Consider the following 18,198-nt stretch of genomic DNA (forward strand, 5'->3'; position numbering starts at 1 on the left):
ACCTTTTTCCACACCGTAGTGACGGCCCCGGAAAGGCCACACCCTTAACCACCCCTAGGGGTGGGCGGATTCGACGCCCCGGGTGTTCCGGGGGTCGGGTCCGTCGAACGAACGGCGTACGTAGGACAGGGAATCGAGCAGTTCCGCGGCGGTGACGGCGCGGGCCGGGCGTACGTCGGCGATGCCGTTCAGCGGCATCCTGCCGATGTCGGCCCAGGCCAGCCGGCCGTCCGCGGCGATATAACTACGGCTGGATCCGGCGTTGTCCGGATGCAGACAGTAGGGCACGTCGAGGCGTCCCTCGGCGAACGCCGTCAGCAGGGCCGTACCGGGGTCGTCGTCCAGCTCCAGCACGGCGTCGACCAGGGCGGACGCCTCGGCGTAGGTCTGGGTGCCGGTGGCGTCCAGCGGGGCCCGCGGGGTGCGGGCGGCGACCTCGGCCGCGTATTCGAGGGCGGCTACGTTCTCGGCCACCGTGGGAATGCGGCGGGATTCCGCGACGGTTTTCACGATGAGCCTCTCCGAGCCGCTGGCGACGGCGAGTTCGGCCGCTTTCCCGAGCAGCCGGTAGGCGCCCTGTTCCGTTTCCGGGTACAGCCCCATGTAGGCGTAGACGACGACATGCCATTCGGCGTCCGGCAGATGGTGTGCGCACAGGCGGCGCAACGCGGCCACCGCTTCGGCGTCCTGGCCGGGATGGGTCTGCTGGGCGTAACTGACGGAAATGCTGCGGATGCCGTGCCGGTGGAAGAACAGTGCCTCCAGCACGCTGACGGCGACGAGCAGGCTCGGCGGGCACAGCTGGCCGAGGACACAGCCCCCGAAGGTCTCCAGGTGCGGTTCGCCGCCCGAATCGCGGCGTGCGGCGAGCAGTTCGCAGGCGTGTGCCCAGTGGGCGACGGACGCGCGCAGCGGGACCCGGCCGTAGGGCAGGCAGTAGGAGACCGGGCCGCCCTCGGAGGCGTCGAGCCCCACGGCGGTCAGCGCCCGGAAGATGTCCTGGGGCGCGGCGGAGCCGTGCCGGACCTGGACGGGGAAGCCGGGGCCGTGGATCCCGTCGAGGACGCCCGCGGTGGTGGCCGGGTCGTGGCTCACGATCGGGTAGCCGTTGAGGGCGACGTCCTCCAGGACGGCCAGGCGTGCCGACTCCAGGTCGCCGACCCGGGTGTAGCTGTCCAGGGTGATCGTGCCGACGGTGGTCGCCCTGGCGTCCCGGGTGGCGAGCAGCCCGGCCCGCATCCGCCGCGGGCTGCTCATCCCCATCCGGGGCTGTACCACCAGGCGGCCGGCGTCGTGAGCCCGGCGGACGAACGCGCCGAACCCGCCGCCGGTCACACCAGGGCCCGCTGCGGCAGCGCGCCGAGCATCCGCCGGAAGGCGGCGATGCCTTCGGCGCTGTCGTCGAACACCGCGTCGTACCCGGCGGCGCGCAGCGCGGCCGTCTCCTCGGCGCCGCAGGGTCCGGCGATGCCGAGCTTGCCGCCGATGACGGCGGGCACCGCGGCGAGGGCGGGCTGTTCGCGCAGCCGGGTGACGGTCCGCATGCCGTCGTGGTAGCCGTGGCCGTTGACGCTGCTGACCACGATGAGCGCGGGACGGTGCGCGAGGGCCTCGGCGATGAGCAGGTCCTCGGGGACGCAGGGGCCGAGGTTGACCACGCGGTGCCCGTGCTCCTCCAGCAGGAGCTGGAGGTAGACGAGGTTCCAGGTGTGGGAGTCGGAGATGCCGCCGGCCACCAGCACGGGCCGGTCGCCGGGGTCGGAGGCGTTCGGGAAGGGGCTCATCACAGGGCCTGTCCGTGGTCGTAGGTGCGGGTGTGCTCGATGCGGGAGACGGACACGAGGTCGTCGCCGCGTACGACGATCTCGGCGGGCGCGGGCCGGCCGAGGAACATCAGCAGGCTGGCGGTGGGGCCGTAGGCGCCGGCGTTGGGAACGGTGAGCAGGTCGCCCGGGGCGAGCGCGGGCAGCGGGACGCCCCGGCCGAGCAGGTCGCCCGGGGTGCACAGCGGCCCGGCCAGGCTCGCCGGGGTGCCGTCGGCGCCCACGGACTCGTGGGGTTCGACGGACACGGGCAGGATGCGGCCGAGCCCGGACATGCCGCCGAAGGTGTTGATGCCGGCGTCGAGGACGAGGTAGCGGTGGTCGCGGCTGTCCTTGACGTTGACGACGCCGGTGAGCAGGGTGCCGCTGTCGGCGACCAGGTAGCGGCCCGACTCGCAGGCCACCTGGGGGGCTCCCGAGCGCCAGCCGGGGAAGTGCTCGTCCAGCGTCCGGGCGAGGGCGTCGCGCAGTTCCCGGTAGACGGGCCGGGTGCCCTGCACGGCGTAGGGCGCGGCGAATCCGCCGCCGATGTCGAGGAACCGGAAGGTGACGCCGAGCGACTGCTGGAGAGCGGCGGCGGTGGCGACGGTGTGCCGGAACTCGGCGATCAGGCTGGCCTCGTCCTTGGCGTTGCTCAGCGGGAAGAAGTGCAGTCCGGCGACCCGGGTGCCCGGGATCTCGCGCAGCTCGGCGGCGAGGCCGGGCAGGGTCTCGCTGTCGAAGCCGAACTGCGAGGGCACGCCGGTCATGCGGATGCCGGTGGCCGCCGCGCCGGTGGCGTTGTTGACGCGGAGCAGGCAGTCGGCGGTCAGGCCCAGCTTCAGCGCGGTCTCGCCGACGCGGCGCAGGTCGCCGGGGGACTCGGTGGAGAACAGGCGGACGCCCCGGGTCAGCGCCTCGGCCAGTTCGGCGGTGGTCTTGCCGGGTCCGGTGTACAGGATCCGGTCGCCGGGGAAACCGGCCCGCAAGGCGGCGTCGAGTTCGCCGACGGAGCTGATCTCGGCGCGGCAGCCGCCGGTGCGCAGCTCGCGCAGCAGCTCGGGGTGGGGGTTGGCCTTGGCGGCGTAGAACACCTCGACCTCGTCGGGCAGCGCGGCGAACAGGTCGTCGCGGGCCGCCGCGACCCGGTCCAGGTCGTAGACGTAGGCCGGGGTGCCGAAGCGCCCGGCGAGCTCGGCGGTCCTCGTGTGACGGTCGCGTCCGGCCGGGTCGGTGGTCGTCCGGGGGTCGCGCCCGGTCGGCTCCGTGGCGGTCACGCGGTGGCTCCTTCCAGCAGGCGGGCGAGCGCCTTGCGGTCGTGCTTGCCGTGCGGGGTGAGCGGCAGTTCGTCCACGACCCGGCTCACGGTGGGCACCTTGGCGGGTTCCAGCCGCAGCGACAGCTCCTTGAGCAAGGTGTGCGGGTCGATGTCGCCCTCGGCGAACACCGCGAGGGGGCGGTCCTCGGCGGGCGGCAGGACGGCGGCGGCGCGGACACCGGCGACATCGGTGGCGGCGGCCTCGATCTCGGTGGTGCTCATACGGACGCCCTTGTGTTTGAACATGTCGTCGCGGCGGCCCTCGTAGTAGAGGAAGCCGTCCTCGTCCACATGGCCGAAGTCGCCGGTGTGCAGCCGCAGTCCGCCGCCGGGAGCGGGCCGGAAGGCGCGGGCGGTCTGCTCCGGGGCCCGCCAGTAGCCGGGCATGACGTGCGGTCCCTCGACCACGATCTCGCCGGTCTGCCAGGGCGGCAGCGGCCGGCCCTCGTCGTCCACGGCGAAGGCGCGGGTGCCGGGCAGCGGGCGGCCGACGGAGTGGGGCTTGGCGTCCTGGAAGGCGGGCGGCAGCACGGAGACGCGTTTGCACTCGGTCTGCCCGAACTGGACGACCACCTCGGCGCCGGGGAACGCGGTGCGCAGGGCGTCGGCGGTCGACTTCGGCAGCGCGGCACCGGTGTTGGTGAACAGGCGCACCCGGGACTCGCGGGCGGGTTCGCGTGCGGCGAGGGCGCAGATCATGGCGGCCAGGGAGGGCACGATCGGGACGACCGTGGCACCGGTCTCCCGGATGCGGCGCAGCAGCACCAGGTCGGACTCGCCGTCGGCGAGGACGAGTTCGCTACGTCCGGCGGCGGTGAGCAGCACCTTGTACAGGCCGTAGTCCCAGGAGATCGGGAAGCGGCAGAACACCACGTCGTCGGGGCGGTAGCCGAGTTCCAGGCCGATGGCCTCGGTGGCGAAGACCATCCGGCCGTGCGGGCAGATCACCGCCTTGGGCGCGGCGGTGGAGCCGGAGGTGTAGACGAGGACGGCGATGTCGTCGGCGCCGACCGGGGCCTCGGCCGGGCGGACCTCGCGCTCGCGCAGCGCGGTGATCTCCTCCCAGGCCGGGCCGAGTCCGCGGACCGGCACCTCGCCGGCCAGGGCGCCGATCCGCTCCACGGCCGGGTCGGTGACGACGATCAGCGCGGGCTCGGCGTTCTCCACGACCGCCCGCAGGTGGTAGTCCTTCATGCCGGTGTTGACGGGGACGAGGACCGCGCCCCGGCGCGCGGTGCCGTACAGCAGCGCGACCAGTTCCCGGGTGCTGGGCAGCTGGACCAGGACCCGGTCGCCGTGGCCGATGCCCCGCGCGCGCAGCCAGGCGTCGACGGCGTGGCTGTGGGCGGCCAGTTCCCGGTACGTCCAGCGGCCCGTGGCGTCGGAGACCGCCCAGGCGTCGGGGTGCTCGGCGGTGGCCTCGTCGAGCAGGTCGTGCACCCGGGCGTCGGTGCGGGCCGGCACTGTCGGTTGACCGTTCACTGCGACTCCTGCCGCCTTTCGTGTGTGCCTCCGGCCGGCTGCCGCATGGCCGCGGCCCGGGAGGCGAGCTTCCTGCGGTCGGTCTTGCGGTTGGCGTTGAGCGGGAGGGCGTCCAGGTGGTGGTAGGCGCGCGGGACGACGGCGGCCGGCAGCAGCGCGCGCAGATGGCGGGCGAACCGGGCGGGCGGCACGGGCGCGCCGGTGTGGAAGACGGCGAGTTCCACGGTGCCGTCCACGGGTACGGCCACGGTCACCGCGTCCTCGACGCCGGGGCAGGTACGGGCGGCGGCGTCCACCTCGGCCAGTTCCACCCGGATGCCGTGCACCTGGACCTGTGCGTCCTTGCGGCCCAGGTAGTGCCAGCCGCCGTCGTCGGCGCGCCGGACCCGGTCGCCGGTGCGGTAGTAGCGCCGGCCGTCGTGTTCCAGGAACCGACCGGCGTCGTCGGCCGGGTCGAGGTAACCCGGGGTCAACTGGGGTCCCGCGACGCACAGTTCGCCCTCTTCACCCGTGCTGGGCGCGCCGGAGGGGTCGAGCAGCAGGGTGTCGTGGCCGGGGTGGACGGCGCCGATGGGCACCATGTCGTTCGGGTGGCGGCCCGGTGTCCAGCGGTGCGCGGTGATGGTGATGGTCAGCTCGGTGGGGCCGTAGAGGTTCTCCAGCGCGGCGCCCGGCGCGGCGGCGGCCCAGTCCTCGGCGTCCTTGCAGCCGAGCGCCTCCCCCGCGAAGAAGCTCCAGCGCAGCGAGCCCAGCGCGCCCGGGGCGAGCCCGCCGGTGCGGCGTACGAGGGTGATCGCGCTCGGCGTGGAGAACCACACCGTCATGCCCCGCTCGGCCACGAACTCCGGCAGGCGCGCGTACGCCCGGGCGGGTACGGGGACGACGGCGGCCCCGGCGCCCCAGGCGCAGAACAGGTCGAACATCGCGCAGTCGAAGTTGAGGTCGAAGGTCTGCGAGAAGACGTCGTGCGGCCCGAAGTCGTAGCGCTCGTCGAGCAGTCCGAAGTAGTGGGCGGTGTTGGCGTGGGTGACCGGGACGCCCTTGGGCCGGCCGGTGGAGCCGGAGGTGAACAGCACGTAGGCGATGTCACCGGGCCGGGTGGGCTGGGGTGCCTTCAGGGCGCTGTCCGGGTCGAGGGCGAGCGCCGGCATGGGCTGCCCGCCGGGGGCGAACAGCGTAGGCAGCCGTAGCCCGTCCTCGTACAGCGCGGTCAGGGCGGGCAGGGCGTCGTCGTCGGCGAGCAGCGCGCCGACCCCGGCGGCCTCGATCATCCGCCGGGTGCGGGCGGCGGGGAAGGCCGGCTGGAGGGGGACGACGGTGACGCCGCTGTACAGGCCGGCCAGCAGGGTGGCGTACGCCGTGGGTCCCTTGCCGGCCAGCACGCCCACGGCGGGCGGGCGGCCGGGGAGCCGGGCGAGCAGTGAGCCGGCCCGGACGAGGGCGAGTTCGTGCAGTTCGCGGTAGGTGAGGTCGACGCCGTCGGCGTGCAGCGCGGGCCGGTCGGGGGCGAGGGCCAGGCCGCACGCGAACCGGCCGGACAGCGTGCCGTCCACGGTGGGGTCCACGGTGACCGCCCCGTCAGCCCGCGGTGCTCTGCAGCATGCCCCGCAGGGTGTCCCACAGCACGCCGGCGGTGCGGAAGGTGTCCATGGTGAGCGCGCTGTCGCGGAAGCGGACCTGGTAGTCCTCCTCCAGGGTGCCGAGGAGCTGGACGGTGCCGAGCGAGTCCAGGCCGAGGTCCTTCAGGTCGGACTCCGGTGTCAGCTCCTCCTGCGGCGGCAGGAACGGCAGGAAGGGGCGGAGTATGTGTTCGAACCGGTCGTCCCACATGGGGGCCTCCAACGAGTCGGGCGGGGGTTCAGGCGGCGCGGGTACGGCGCCGGGGGTCAGGCGGCGGCGCGGGTACGGCGCCGGGGGGTCATCGCCAGCCGCGGCTGGGCCGCGACGACGTCGAACTGGCGGACGGTGCGGGGCACCCGGCCGAACAGGCTGTCGGGTCCGGCGACGCACATCCGGCGGACACCGGCGTCCTTCAGGGCCGTGGTGACGCTCGGCCAGTCCATCGGGTGGTCGAAGCCGTCGAGGAGCATGGTGCGCAGTTCCTCGCCGGTGCGCAGGACCCGGCCGTCCTGGTCGGCGACGACGGGGAGTGAGGGGTCGGCGAAGGTGTAGCGGGACACCACCTCGCGGGCGGCCTTCTCGCGCAGCGGCCGGAACGCCGAGGCGTGCATGGGGGGCCGCATGGTGTACAGGGGGAGGCTGCCGATGGCGCGCAGCCGCTCTTCCATCCAGCTCACCCGGTGTTCGGAGAGGGACAGCATGAAGAAGCCGTCGTCGATGCGGCAGGAGATCTCGTGCCACTCCCCCGCCTCGTCCAGTTCGGCGAGGATCTCGTCGAGGCCGTCGCGCGGGGCGCGGACGAAGGACAGGGTGACGATGTCCCGGTGCTCGGTGGCGAAGTACTCCTCCAGGCAGCGGGCGATCTCGGCGGTCAGGCGGACGGCGTCGGGCAGGTCCAGCGCGCCGGTGTAGGCGAGGGCCGCCTTCTCGCCGAAGCTGGGCCCGGCGACGATGCCGGGTTCCACCCCGAGGTGTTCGCCGGCCCAGTAAGCGCAGGCCAGGCAGTTGACGAAGAACGCGACCTGGGCGGCCTCCGAGTAGTCGCCCGGGGAGGTGCGGAAGGCGTCCACGAGGGAGTAGCCGAGGGCGTCGTCGGCCACGGCGACCAGGTCCCGGGCGATGGGGTTGGCCACCATGAACCTGCCCACCTCGGCGAACGGTACGGGTCCCATGCCGGGGAAGACGAGGGCGGTGTCGGGTGCCATGGCGGTGTCCCCTTTCGGGCCCTGGCGGGTCACAGGCTCTTGAGGAAGTCGGTCAGCACCGCGTGGAACCGCTCGGGTTCCTCCAGGTGCGGAAGGTGGCTGGACTCCTCGAAGATCTCCCAGCGGGCTCCGGGGATCCCGTCGTGGTACGGCTGGACGACGGCCGGGGTGGCCTCGTCGTGGCGTCCGCTGATCAGCAGGGTCGGGGTGCGGACGCGGTGCAGGTCGCCGACGATCGACCAGTCCTTCAGGGAGCCGATGACATGGAACTCGTTGGGGCCGTTCATCGCGTAGTAGACCGTGGGGTCGTTGTAGATCTCCATGAAGGAGGACAGGAAGTCCCGGGGCCAGGGCGTCACCCGGCACACATGGCGGTCGTAGAAGACCCGCATCGCGGCGAGGTACTCCTCGCTGTCGTAGGTGCCGGCCGCCTCGTGCCGCCGCAGGGTGTCGTCCACCTCCGGCGGGAGCGCGGCGCGCAGCCGGGCCATCTCCTTCAGCCACAGCGGGTACGAGGCGGGCGCGTTGGCGACGACCAGGCCGCGCAGGCCGGGCGGGGCGGTCATGGCGTGCCGGGCGCACAGCGGGCCGCCCCAGCTCTGCCCGAACAGCACGTAATCGTCCGCGACGCCCAACCGCTCGACCAGGTTGGCCAGTTCGTCCTCGAACAACTCGACGGTCCAGAACTCCGGGTCCTTGTCCGGGAGATGGGTCGAGCCGCCGTTGCCGAGCTGGTCGTAGTGGACGACGGGCCAGCCGTCCTCGGCGAGCCGGGCGAGCGGCAGCAGGTAGTCGTGGGTGCTGCCCGGCCCGCCGTGCACGACGACGACCGCCGGCCGTCCCGCGCCGAGCTCACCGGTCACCCGGTACCAGGTCCGGTACTCCCCGAAGGGGACGGTGCCCTTCGCGCTGGCTTCCGGGGACACGCTGATCACCTCTGCTCGCTGCGGGACTGAACGGCGGCCGGGCGCGGACACCGGCCGGGACCGGAAGAGCCGGGGCGCGGTGCCCTCACCGTCTCCCCCGAGTTCCGCAGCCGACGCTAACGGCCCCCGCCCCGCCACCAGACCCCTAACCGCCCCTAGGCGGTACGCGGGGGGACTGGGGGCGTACGGGGGTGGGGGCGGGTCATGTGGCAGCCGACGGGCGGGGTGACGTGGGCGAGCGGGGGCGGGACCTACCGGCAGCCGCGCCCGGCGTGGCAGCAGGGTGAGATGACCGAGCGAGAGCGGGTCATGCCGACAACCACGCCGACGCGGCGACGAGGTCACATGGCGGGCGGCACGGAGCCGTCTCCGCAGTCGCGGACCGGTGCGGGGGGGCGTTGCGGGCGGGGACGAGCTGTTTCGGCACTCGCGTCCGGCACGGGCGGCGGGATGACACGGGTGAGCGGCGGGCCGTTCCGACACTCCCGCCCGGCATGGCGGCGGGCTCACTTCGCGGGCGGCGGAGGCGGAGCCTTCGGCAGCCGCTTGCGACATGGCACCGAGGTCACGTGGACGAGCGGGGATGGGGCCTACCGGCAGCCGCGTCCGGCGTGGCAGCAGGGTGAGATGACCGAGCGAGAGCGGGTCATGCCGACAACCACGCCGACGCGGCGACGAGGTCACATGGCGGACGGCACCGAGCCGTCACCGCAGTCGCGGACCGGTGCGGGGGGGCGTTGCGGGCGGGGACGAGCTGTTTCGGCACTCGCGTCCGGCACGGGCGGCGGGATGACACGGGCGAGCGGCGGGCCGTTCCAACGCTCACTCCCGGCATGGCGGCGGGCTCACTTCGCGGGCGGCGGAGGCGGGGCCTACGGCAGCCGCGCCCGACACCGCGCCAAGGTCACGTGGACGAGCGAGGCGGAGCCCTTCCAGCACTCACACCCGGCACGGCGGCGGGGTGACGCGGCGGGCGGAGGCGGGGCCTACGGCAGCCGCGCCCGACACCGTGCCAAGGTCACGCAGGCGAACAGGCCAGAGCCTGCCGGCAGCCGCGCCCGACACCGCCGCCAGGTGGCAATACGAGCGGGACGGCCCCATCGGCACCCGCGTCCGACACGGCGGCCAAGTCACGCAGGCGGGCGGGGGCGGCCCTTCGGGAGTCGTGTGCGGCGCGGCGGCGGGACGACGTGGGTAGGTCGTGGGGCCGCTGCCCGGGGTGTTGGCGCACGCCCGGCCGGCGGTCACGTTGCCGGTCGGGACTGCCGTGAGGTGGCCCGCCTGTCCCGCTGCCGGAGACGTCCCGTGGCCCGTGCCCGCCGGCCTTGCCCGCGACGGGCGGCGGCGGATCAAGGTGTGCCGGTGCGGACGGCGGTGGTCGCCAGGGTGGTGTAGTGCATGGTGAAGCGGCCGCCGAGGGCGTCGATGGCGTCCCCGACCGCGCCCAGTATCCCGGCCAGTCGGGCGGAGTCGAGTCGGGTGAGGCCGCCGGTGGTGGGCAGCAGGTCGAGCCATTGGTCGCGGGTGTAGGACCGTTCCCAGTCGAATCGCCACTGTTCCGGTTCACCGAACCGCCCGGTCGCGCGGAGCGTGTCGGCGATCTTCGCGTACCCCGCCTGGTACGTCTCCAGTGGACGTCGCGCCGGCTGGAACGGGGAGTCGGGCGCCACCCGGCGACAGGCGGCCGCGAACGGCTCGGCCACCTCGGCCGGCGGCTCGAAGACGTGCCCGAAGACGGCCAGGCGCCCGCGCGGACGCAGCACCTCGGCCGCCTTCGCGGCCCCGGCGACCGGGTCGACCCAGTGCCACGACTGGGCGGCGATCACCGCGTCGAACGTCCGGCCGGCCGGCTCCCAGGCTTCGAAGGTCGCCACCTCGGCCTCCAGGCCACGCGCCCGTGCGAAGCCGGCCATCCGCGCGTCCGGCTCGACGCCGAGCACGGCGCAGCCGGCGGCCTGGAACTGGCGGGCCGCGATGCCGGTGCCGCAGCCGACGTCGAGCACGTCGGGCCCCGGGCTGCCGGCGACGATCCGTGCCACCAGGTCTTCGGGATAGCCCGGGCGAGCCTGGTCGTAGCGTTGCGCGTCCGTGCCGAAGGACTCGGCCACCTGCCGGACTTGGTGCGGCCGCACCGGCTCCGGCCGCTCTCCCTCTGCATGCTCTCGCGGTAAAGTGGGCATGCGTTCACTCTAGTGGGCGAGCGCCCACTCAGCAATGGACGCCCAGGACCGGGCCGACGAGAGGATCCGTGAGTGCCGACCGGGGTGCACCTTCGCGACGCGCGGCGGCAGCTGTTCGACGCCGCCGAACGCGTACTGCTGCGTACCGGCCCGAACGGGCTGACCAGCAGGGCCGTCACCGACGAGGCGGGCTGTGCCAAGGGTGTCCTGCACCGGCACTTCCCCGACTTCGACGCCTTCCTCGCCGAGCTGGTGCTCGACCGGGCCGCACAGCTCGAACGGCAGGCGGAGGCGCTGCGCGCGGCGGTGGGCACCGGCACGGTGGCCGGCAACCTCACCGATGCGCTGACCACCCTCTTCGGACCGGTCCCGGTGGCGATCATCCCGCTCATCACCTTCCGGGACGAGCTGCGCGCCCGGCTGCGGCAGGCCAGGCCGGGAGGCGGCCTGGCGATCCTGACCGAGGTCACGACCGCGGTCTCCGCCTACCTGGCCGACGAGCGCGAGAAGGGCCGCATCGCGGCCGGCGCCGACATCGACTCGCTCACCCTCTCCCTGGTCGGAGGCGGGCATCTGCTGTTCGCGGACCGCGACCCGGGACCGCCGACGACGGCCACTGTGCACAAGCTGGTGACCACGGTGCTCGCCGGCGCCCTGCCAGGCCGGCCCGACGCGCACTGACACGCCGTCAGCGCGGGATGTCGGCGAGCTGTGTCCCCACGACGGCGAGCAGCTCCAGTTTTCCGGCGCTGTCCGTGCCCAGCGCCGGGGTGAACCACAGCAGCCGCTGCCGGCCGTCCTCGCTGAGCAGGCTGAGGCAGTTCACCTCCAGCGTGCCGAGCGCGGGGTGGTTGATGCGCTTGCGGTCGCCCCGGCGGACCCCGACCTCGTGCCGGGCCCACAGGGCGGCGAATTCGGGTGAGCAGGCGTTCAGGTCGGCGATCAGGGTGCGGGCCTCGGGGTCCTTCGTGTCCCGGCGCGCCGCGGCGGCCCGCAGATCGGCGACGAACGCCCGGGACTGGGCGTCGTGATCGGCTTCGGGGTAGAGGCGGCGGGCGTCGGCGTCCGTGAACCAGCGGTGGATGAAGCTCGTGTTCTTGCCCCGGAACCCCGAGTGGTCGCCGAGCAGGGCGATGGCGAGGGGGTTCTGTACGAGCGTGACATGCAGGTCGGTGATCACCTGCGCCGGGGTCGAGGTCAGCCGGGTGAGCAGGTCCGTCATCCCGGGGTGCACATGCGACCGGGGTCCGCCGGGCGCGGGCAGGGGGCGTCCGGCCAGGCGGTAGAGGTAGTCGCGCTCGTCCGACGTCAGCCGCAGCGCGCGGGCCAGGGCGGCGAGCATCTGCTCCGAGGGCTGTGATCCCGCGCCTCGCTCGATCTCGTTGTAGTAGTCGACCGAGGCGCCCGCGAGCTGCGCCACCTCGTCACGGCGCAGCCCCGGCACACGGCGGCGCGGCCCTGCGACGAGGCCGACGTCCTCGGGGCGGATGCGCTCGCGGCGCGAACGCAGGAAGGCGCCGAGCTCGGTGTATCTCATGGAAGCCACACCCCTAGTCTGCGCGAGATGGCGGCGCCGGCGTGCCGCTGACACAGGGGATGACATCCCCTGGTACGCACGGCGGCGAGCGGCGCATCGTGGGACACATGAACCCCACCGACACAGCCGCCCCCGAAGCGGCGTCCCGCCGGGTCGCCATCGTCACCGGCGGCTCACGCGGCATCGGGCGCGCCGTGGCCGAACGCCTGGCCCACGAGGGCCTGACCGTGGCCGTGAACCACGCGAGCGACTCCGCCTCCGCCCGGGAAACGGTGGAGGCGATCACCGCGGCAGGCGGCCGGGCGATCGCGCTCCGGGCCGACGTCGCCGACGAACACGCCGTCGCCGCCGTGTTCGACCGGGTGCGGGACGAGTTCGGCGGTGTGGACGTGGTCGTGCACTGCGCCGGACGGCTGGCTCTGTCCCCGATCGCCGACCTCGATCTGGACGTGCTCGACGCCGTGCTGCGTACCAACGTCCGCGGCACCTTCGTCGTCGCGCGGCAGGCCGCCCGCCGGCTGCGCGCGGGCGGCTCCTTCGTCGCCTTCTCGACCTCCGTGGTGGCCACCCGGTTCCCGGGCTACGGCGCGTACGCCGCCGGCAAGGGCGCCGTCGAGGCGATGACCCTGATCCTGGCGCGTGAGCTGCGGGGCCGGGACATCACCGTCAACACCGTCGCCCCCGGGCCCACGGCGACCGACATGTTCCTGGACGGCAAGACGGAGGAGCAGATCGAGGCGCTGGCGAAGGCCCCGCCGCTGGAGCGCCTGGGAACACCGGCCGACATCGCCCATGTGGTCGCCTTCCTCACCAGCGCGCGGGGGCACTGGGTCAACGGCCAGGTCCTGCGGGCGAACGGCGGCATGGCCTGACGGCGCCGTCCGCCCCGCATCGCCCTCCCACCCGACACTCACCATCGAAAAGGAACGCCTCATGCCCTACGCCAACCTCAAGGTTCCCGCCGGCACGCTCACGGACGCGTCCAGGAAGAAGCTCCAGGACGCCGTCACCGACGCGTTCGCCGACGTCTACGGAGAACGGGCCCGCCCGAACACACTCGTGATCCTCGAGGAAGTCGCGGACGGCGGCTGGAGTCTCGGCGGAACCATCCTCACCGCCGAGATGCTCGGCCGCAGTTGAGTCTCTGGTTTCCTGATCCGGCAAGGCCGCCGGCCCACGTCAGCGGTACAGGTCGATGCCCCCGGAATACGGAAGACCGTCCTCGAAGTCGCAGACGGCTACGGCTCGCATTCCCGCTCCCCACAGCGATTCCAGGACACGCCTGACCGCATCCCTGAAATCTTCGGCTTCCGAGATCGGCTCACATTCCAGGACTGACGGCCACGACAGGAAGTCAGAACCATGGACCAAGCCGACCTCACCCGATCCATGACCCGATATCAATAAATGCCCCATCATCGAATTCCCCCTCCCATTCTATAAGGCCACCGACCGCCCTCCTCGTGGCACCGGGTCCGTACGACGCGCCCCGGAAACCGACGCCCCCGCCCCCTAGGGGCGGCTAGGGGTTGGGGTTCGCCCCGGTGGGTGCCTAGCGTGCGGGGGACGGCCGACAGCGCCGCACGGTGCCGCGCCCGGAGCATCCGTCGCCGGCGCCTCCCGCTCCCTCCCGTGCGAAGAGGACCTGATGACTGCACCTGCCGAACCGGCCGACCAGGCCGCGCCGCCGGACTTCCCGATGCGGCGGGCCTGTCCCTTCAGCCCGCCGGCCGCCTACGCCGAGCTGCGCGAGACCGCTCCCGTCTCCCGGGCCCGGCTGAAGGTCAACGGCAAGCCCGCCTGGCTGGTCACCCGGCACGACCTGTACAAGAAGCTGCTGGGCGACGAGCGGGTCAGCGCGAACCTGAAGCTGCCCGGTTACCCCCTCCAGGTGCCGGTGCCGGAGGAGATCCTCCAGTCGGTGCCGCTGACCTTCCTGTCCATGGACCCGCCGGACCACACCGTGCAACGGCGCATGCTGGCCCCGGAGTTCAGTGTGCGGCGGATGCGCGAGCTGCGCGGCCGGGTGCGGCAGATCGTGGACCAGCAGATCGACCACATGCTGGAGAAGGGCGCCGACGGCCCGGTCGACCTGGTCACCGCCCTCGCCCTGCCGGTGCCCTCCCTGGTGATCTGCGAACTGCTCGGCGTCCCCTACGAGGACCACGGCCGGTTCGAGGAGTGGGCGTGGGCCATCATGAACCACGACATCAGCGAGGAGGACCGCGGCCGCGCCCACTACGAGCTGGACCGGTACGTGGACGGGCTGGTCACCGCCAAGGAGAGCGAGCCGGGCGACGACATGATCAGCCGGCTGATCGAGTTCAACCGGCAGACACCGGCCGTGGAACACTCCGACATCGTCAGCATGTCCAAGCTGATGCTGGTCACCGGGCACGAGACGACCGCCAACATGATCGCGCTCGGTGTGCTGGCCCTGCTGGAGCACCCGGACCAGCTGGCCGCAGTCCGCGCGGAGCCGGAGCTGATGCCGCGCGCGGTGGAGGAGCTGCTGCGCTTCTTCTCCATCTCCGACGCGGGCACCGCGCGGGTCGCCCTGGAGGACATCGAGCTGGGCGGGGTCACCATCCGGGCCGGTGAGGGGATCCTGCCGCTGAACAACGCGGCCAACCACGACGCCCGCGTCTTCCCCGACCCCGACCGCCTGGACGTGCGCCGCGAGGCCCGCAGCCAGCTGGCGTTCGGCTACGGCGTCCACCAGTGCATCGGCCAGAACCTGGCCCGCATGGAGCTGGAGGTCGTCTACTCGGCGCTGCTCGAGCGGATCCCGACGCTGCGCCTGGCCACCCCGGTGGAGGAGCTGCGGTTCAAGGACGACGCGATCGTCTACGGCCTGTACGAGCTGCCCGTCACCTGGTGACGCTCCCCCGCCCCGCCCTCCTCCTGTCGTCACCGATGTCCGAAAGGCAGCCATGACCCAGTCCGCCGACGCCGTAGCCGGGACGGAAGCGCCGCCGGTGCGGTTCCCCCTGCGGCGCACCTGCCCGTTCGCCGAGCCGCCCGAGTACGCCGGGCTGCGCGCCGACGCCCCCGTCTCCCGCGCCGCCCTGAAAGTGAACGGCAAGCCGGCCTGGCTGGTCACCCGGCACGAGCACGTCCGGCAGGTGCTGGGCGACAGCCGGGTGAGCTCCAACCTCAAACTCCCGGGCTATCCGCACCAGTTCCACATCCCCGAGGAACTGCTGGCGCAGGTCCGGCTGATGATGCTGAACATGGACCCGCCGGAGCACACCGCCCACCGGCGCATGCTGATACCGGAGTTCACGGCCCGGCGGGTGCGGGAGCTGCGGCCGCGGATCCAGCAGATCGTGGACGAGCACGTGGACGCGATGCTGGCCGCGGGCGGCCCGGTGGACCTGGTCACCGCCCTCGCGCTGCCGGTGCCCTCGCTGGTGATCTGCGAACTGCTCGGCGTGCCCTACGAGGACCATGCGCGGTTCGAGGAGTGGTCGGCGGCGCTGATGAACCACGACCTGAGCCCGCAGGAGTACGGGGCTGCCGTGCAGGCCCTGGACACGTACCTCGACCAGCTCGTCACCCTGAAGGAGAACGAGCCGGGCGACGACCTCATCAGCCGCTTCCTGGAGAAGAACCGCACCGAGCAGGTCGCCGACCACACCGATGTGGTGACGATGGCCCGGCTGATGCTGGTCGGCGGCCACGAGACCACCGCCAACATGATCGCCCTCGGGGTGCTGGCCCTGCTGGAGCACCCGGAGCAGATGGCCGAGCTGCGGGCCGATCCGGCCCTGCTGCCGAACGCCGTGGAGGAGTTGCTGCGCGTCTTCTCCATCTCCGACGCCGGCACCGCCCGGGTCGCGGTGGCGGACATCGAGGTCGGCGACGTCACCATCCGCGCGGGCGAGGGCATCCTCGCCCTGAACAACGCGGCCGACCACGACGAGTCGGTCTTCCCGGACCCGGACACCCTCGACATCCACCGCAAGGAGGCCCGCTCCCACCTGGCGTTCGGTTACGGCGTCCACCAGTGCATCGGCGCCAACCTCGCCCGGGCGGAACTGGAGGCGGTCTACGGCACGCTGCTGCGCCGCGTCCCCGGCCTGCGGCTGGCCGCCCCGGTGGAGGAGCTGCGGTTCAAGGACGACGCCATGGTGTACGGCGTCTACGAACTCCCCGTCACCTGGTGACGGCCGACGCGAACGGACTGTCCCTGATGCGTGTTTCCGCCGAACGCGACCGGTGCGTGGGCTCCGGCCAGTGCGCGCTGCTGAGCCCCGAGGTGTTCGACCAGGACGCCGACGGCCTGGTCACCCTGCTGAGCGAGGAGCCGGCCGAGGAGCTGCGCGAGCAGGTCGCCCAGGCCGCGGACCTGTGCCCGTCCCGCTCGATCCGGGTGCACGACTGAAGCCCGCGCGTCGGCGGCGGGACCGGGTGGCCGGTCCCGCCGCCGACGTCGTGCTACCGGGGGCCGGCGGGCCGGGGGCCCGCCAGCGACCCGGCCTGCTCCAGGAAGCGGGGCAGCCACTGCTCGTAGGTGACCCCGTCGAGGAACTCCAGTGCCGCCCGCGCGTCGTCGCCGACCACGGTGTGCAGGGGGGTCGTGGGGTCGTCGGCGGCGGCGAGCACCGCGCGGGCCGCCCCGGCGCTGTCGGCGGCGCCCTCCGCGACCCGGGCGAGGAACCGGTCCAGCCAGGCGTGGTCCGCCGCGTACGGGCCGGTCCCGGGCGGCTGCCCGTCGGCCGCGCCGGCCCGGGAGGCGCGCTGGATGGCGGTGGCGAAGCTGCCCGGCTCCAGGCACACCACGCGGATGCCGAACGGCTGGACCTCCGCGTACAGGGCCTCGCTGAGGGCGCCCAGGGCGGCCTTGCTCGCCGCGTAGAACCCGCCGTGCGGCACGGCGAAGGTACGGGCGGCCAGCGAGGAGACGTTGACGATGACGCCGGAGCCCCGGGCGCGCATCCCGGGCAGCACGGCGCGGGCCAGCCGCAGCGGACCCCAGAAGTTGGTCTCGAACACGGTGCGGGCGTGTTCGAGGGGCATGGTCTCGGCCGGTCCGGTCCGGTCGACACCGGCGTTGTTCACGAGGACGTCCAGGGGCCCGTACCGGTCCTGCACCGCGGTGACGGCGGCGGTCACGGAGGCGTCGTCGGTGACGTCCAGCCGCGGGACGTCCAGGGTGAGTTCCTCCGCGTCGGCGCGCCGCAGCAGTTCCCCGGCGGTGGCGGGGTCGCGCACACAGGCGTGGACCCGGTCGCCGCGCCGGGCGAACGCCAGCGCCGTCTCCAGCCCGATGCCGCTGCCGCATCCGGTGACGAGGACCGACCTCATGCCTCCACCGCCTTCTCGGCCAGCAGGTCGAGCACCTGCTTCTGATGGTCGGTCAGGTAGAAGTGGCCGCCGGGGAACACGCGGTGTTCGAAGGGCGCGTCGGTGTGCCGGGACCAGGCGCGCGCCTCCTCCACGGTGACCTTGGGGTCGTCGTCGCCGACCAGGGCGACGACGGGGCAGCGCAGGTTCGGTCCGGGCTCGTAGACGTAGGTCTCGGCGGCCCGGTAGTCGGCGCGGATGGCGGGCAGGGCCATGCGGATCAGTTCGATGTCGTCGAGGATGGCCGAGTCCGTGCCGCTGAGCAGCCGCATCTCCTCGATGAGCCCGTCGTCGTCGCGCAGGTGGACGGACTCGTCGCGCGGGCAGGAGGGGGCGCGGCGGGCGGAGACGACCAGCGCCCGCGCCACCACGCCGTGGTCGCGTTCCAGCCGGCGGGCGACCTCGAAGCCGAGGGTGGCGCCCATGCTGTGACCGAACAGGACGAGGGGACGGTCGGCCCACGGCAGCAGCACGGGGGTGAGGCGGTCGGCCAGTTCCTGGATGCTCTCCGCGCAGGGTTCCTGGCGGCGGTCCTGGCGGCCGGGGTACTGCACGGCGAGCACGTCCACGGATTCCGGCATGCTCGCCGAAACGGGGTGGTAGAAGGTCGCCGAGCCGCCCGCGTGCGGCAGGCACACCAGCCTGGCCGCCGCGTCCGGGCGGGGATGGTAGCGGCGTATCCAGAGGCGGTCGTGCTCGGCGAGCGTGGTCATGGGGCGGGCGTTCCCTTCCTGGAGACGGCTGCGCCCGCGCGGGGCGCGAACGGGCTCCAGCAGTCT

At 73.2% G+C, this 18,198-nt stretch carries 18 protein-coding genes; 6 read left to right on the forward strand and 12 right to left on the reverse strand.

Annotated elements, in window-relative coordinates; translation table 11 throughout:
• Positions 1-54: 54 nt before the first annotated feature.
• From IE251_RS35460 to IE251_RS35500, 9 genes are all read right to left on the reverse strand, one after another.
• Positions 55-1,335, reverse strand: coding sequence for a methylaspartate mutase (locus IE251_RS35460; protein ID WP_189757057.1), 1,281 nt, complete (start codon positions 1,333-1,335; stop codon positions 55-57).
• Positions 1,332-1,784, reverse strand: coding sequence for a cobalamin B12-binding domain-containing protein (locus tag IE251_RS35465; protein WP_189757058.1), 453 nt, complete (start codon positions 1,782-1,784; stop codon positions 1,332-1,334). The genes IE251_RS35460 and IE251_RS35465 overlap by 4 nt, the downstream gene beginning before the upstream one ends.
• Positions 1,784-2,956: a type III PLP-dependent enzyme domain-containing protein gene (locus IE251_RS35470; RefSeq protein ID WP_189757085.1), complete on the reverse strand. Its 1,173-nt coding sequence runs from the start codon at positions 2,954-2,956 to the stop codon at positions 1,784-1,786. Before IE251_RS35470 ends, IE251_RS35465 begins: the two co-directional genes overlap by 1 nt.
• A gap of 119 nt (positions 2,957-3,075) precedes the next feature.
• On the reverse strand, positions 3,076-4,602 hold the full coding sequence (locus tag IE251_RS35475) for a class I adenylate-forming enzyme family protein (protein ID WP_189757059.1): 1,527 nt from the start codon (positions 4,600-4,602) through the stop codon (positions 3,076-3,078).
• Positions 4,599-6,167 carry an AMP-binding protein gene (locus IE251_RS35480; RefSeq protein WP_373302092.1) on the reverse strand — a complete coding sequence of 523 codons (1,569 nt, stop codon included), beginning with the start codon at positions 6,165-6,167 and terminating at the stop codon, positions 4,599-4,601. Before IE251_RS35480 ends, IE251_RS35475 begins: the two co-directional genes overlap by 4 nt.
• Positions 6,168-6,180: 13 nt before the next feature.
• Positions 6,181-6,432 carry a phosphopantetheine-binding protein gene (locus IE251_RS35485; protein WP_030793698.1) on the reverse strand — a complete coding sequence of 84 codons (252 nt, stop codon included), beginning with the start codon at positions 6,430-6,432 and terminating at the stop codon, positions 6,181-6,183.
• A 56-nt stretch (positions 6,433-6,488) separates the two neighbouring features.
• The gene (locus IE251_RS35490; protein ID WP_189757060.1) at positions 6,489-7,427 is read right to left on the reverse strand and encodes an ACP S-malonyltransferase; all 939 of its coding nucleotides are present in this window, start codon (positions 7,425-7,427) and stop codon (positions 6,489-6,491) included.
• Positions 7,428-7,456: 29 nt separating this feature from the next.
• Positions 7,457-8,353, reverse strand: a complete 897-nt coding sequence (locus IE251_RS35495) for a proline iminopeptidase-family hydrolase (protein WP_189757061.1) — start codon at positions 8,351-8,353, stop codon at positions 7,457-7,459.
• A 1,349-nt stretch (positions 8,354-9,702) separates the two neighbouring features.
• Positions 9,703-10,533: a class I SAM-dependent methyltransferase gene (locus tag IE251_RS35500; protein ID WP_189757062.1), complete on the reverse strand. Its 831-nt coding sequence runs from the start codon at positions 10,531-10,533 to the stop codon at positions 9,703-9,705.
• Positions 10,534-10,605: 72 nt separating this feature from the next.
• On the opposite strand from IE251_RS35500, the gene IE251_RS35505 reads away from it, so the two are divergent.
• A complete protein-coding gene (locus tag IE251_RS35505; protein ID WP_189757063.1) occupies positions 10,606-11,214 on the forward strand; it encodes a TetR/AcrR family transcriptional regulator in 609 nt (202 codons plus the stop codon).
• 7 nt (positions 11,215-11,221) lie between these two features.
• Here the strand turns inward: IE251_RS35505 and IE251_RS35510 are convergent, their stop codons facing one another.
• Positions 11,222-12,070, reverse strand: coding sequence for a helix-turn-helix transcriptional regulator (locus tag IE251_RS35510; RefSeq protein ID WP_189757064.1), 849 nt, complete (start codon positions 12,068-12,070; stop codon positions 11,222-11,224).
• A gap of 107 nt (positions 12,071-12,177) precedes the next feature.
• Between IE251_RS35510 and IE251_RS35515 the strand changes: the two genes are divergently transcribed.
• The 5 genes from IE251_RS35515 to IE251_RS35535 all read left to right on the forward strand — a co-directional run bounded on the left by IE251_RS35515 (position 12,178) and on the right by IE251_RS35535 (position 16,457).
• The gene (locus IE251_RS35515) at positions 12,178-12,942 is read left to right on the forward strand and encodes an SDR family oxidoreductase (protein ID WP_189757065.1); all 765 of its coding nucleotides are present in this window, start codon (positions 12,178-12,180) and stop codon (positions 12,940-12,942) included.
• Between the two features lie 61 nt (positions 12,943-13,003).
• A complete protein-coding gene (locus IE251_RS35520) occupies positions 13,004-13,210 on the forward strand; it encodes a tautomerase family protein (protein ID WP_189757066.1) in 207 nt (68 codons plus the stop codon).
• A gap of 508 nt (positions 13,211-13,718) precedes the next feature.
• The gene (locus IE251_RS35525; protein ID WP_189757067.1) at positions 13,719-14,951 is read left to right on the forward strand and encodes a cytochrome P450; all 1,233 of its coding nucleotides are present in this window, start codon (positions 13,719-13,721) and stop codon (positions 14,949-14,951) included.
• A 52-nt stretch (positions 14,952-15,003) separates the two neighbouring features.
• Positions 15,004-16,239, forward strand: coding sequence for a cytochrome P450 (locus IE251_RS35530; protein WP_189757068.1), 1,236 nt, complete (start codon positions 15,004-15,006; stop codon positions 16,237-16,239).
• Positions 16,240-16,265: 26 nt separating this feature from the next.
• The gene (locus IE251_RS35535; protein WP_030613384.1) at positions 16,266-16,457 is read left to right on the forward strand and encodes a ferredoxin; all 192 of its coding nucleotides are present in this window, start codon (positions 16,266-16,268) and stop codon (positions 16,455-16,457) included.
• Between the two features lie 53 nt (positions 16,458-16,510).
• Here IE251_RS35535 and IE251_RS35540 read toward each other — a convergent pair whose 3' ends face one another.
• Both IE251_RS35540 and IE251_RS35545 read right to left on the reverse strand, forming a co-directional pair.
• Positions 16,511-17,380, reverse strand: a complete 870-nt coding sequence (locus IE251_RS35540; RefSeq protein WP_189757069.1) for an SDR family oxidoreductase — start codon at positions 17,378-17,380, stop codon at positions 16,511-16,513.
• Positions 17,377-18,132 (reverse strand): thioesterase II family protein, encoded by a 756-nt coding sequence (locus IE251_RS35545; protein ID WP_189757070.1) that lies wholly within the window; start codon positions 18,130-18,132, stop codon positions 17,377-17,379. The genes IE251_RS35540 and IE251_RS35545 overlap by 4 nt, the downstream gene beginning before the upstream one ends.
• Positions 18,133-18,198: the final 66 nt, after the last annotated feature.

Origin of the sequence: Streptomyces eurythermus, assembly GCF_014649115.1 — a bacterium.
Lineage (GTDB): Bacteria > Actinomycetota > Actinomycetes > Streptomycetales > Streptomycetaceae > Streptomyces > Streptomyces eurythermus.

Coding starts and splice junctions, on each gene's coding strand:
- IE251_RS35465 (WP_189757058.1), bottom strand. CDS start 1,784: ATGAGCCCCTTCCCGAACGCCTCCGACCCCGGCGACCGGCCCGTGCTG.
- IE251_RS35485 (WP_030793698.1), bottom strand. CDS start 6,432: ATGTGGGACGACCGGTTCGAACACATACTCCGCCCCTTCCTGCCGTTC.
- IE251_RS35490 (WP_189757060.1), bottom strand. CDS start 7,427: ATGGCACCCGACACCGCCCTCGTCTTCCCCGGCATGGGACCCGTACCG.
- IE251_RS35500 (WP_189757062.1), bottom strand. CDS start 10,533: ATGCCCACTTTACCGCGAGAGCATGCAGAGGGAGAGCGGCCGGAGCCG.
- IE251_RS35510 (WP_189757064.1), bottom strand. CDS start 12,070: ATGAGATACACCGAGCTCGGCGCCTTCCTGCGTTCGCGCCGCGAGCGC.
- IE251_RS35515 (WP_189757065.1), top strand. CDS start 12,178: ATGAACCCCACCGACACAGCCGCCCCCGAAGCGGCGTCCCGCCGGGTC.
- IE251_RS35520 (WP_189757066.1), top strand. CDS start 13,004: ATGCCCTACGCCAACCTCAAGGTTCCCGCCGGCACGCTCACGGACGCG.
- IE251_RS35525 (WP_189757067.1), top strand. CDS start 13,719: ATGACTGCACCTGCCGAACCGGCCGACCAGGCCGCGCCGCCGGACTTC.
- IE251_RS35530 (WP_189757068.1), top strand. CDS start 15,004: ATGACCCAGTCCGCCGACGCCGTAGCCGGGACGGAAGCGCCGCCGGTG.
- IE251_RS35535 (WP_030613384.1), top strand. CDS start 16,266: ATGCGTGTTTCCGCCGAACGCGACCGGTGCGTGGGCTCCGGCCAGTGC.
- IE251_RS35540 (WP_189757069.1), bottom strand. CDS start 17,380: ATGAGGTCGGTCCTCGTCACCGGATGCGGCAGCGGCATCGGGCTGGAG.
- IE251_RS35545 (WP_189757070.1), bottom strand. CDS start 18,132: ATGACCACGCTCGCCGAGCACGACCGCCTCTGGATACGCCGCTACCAT.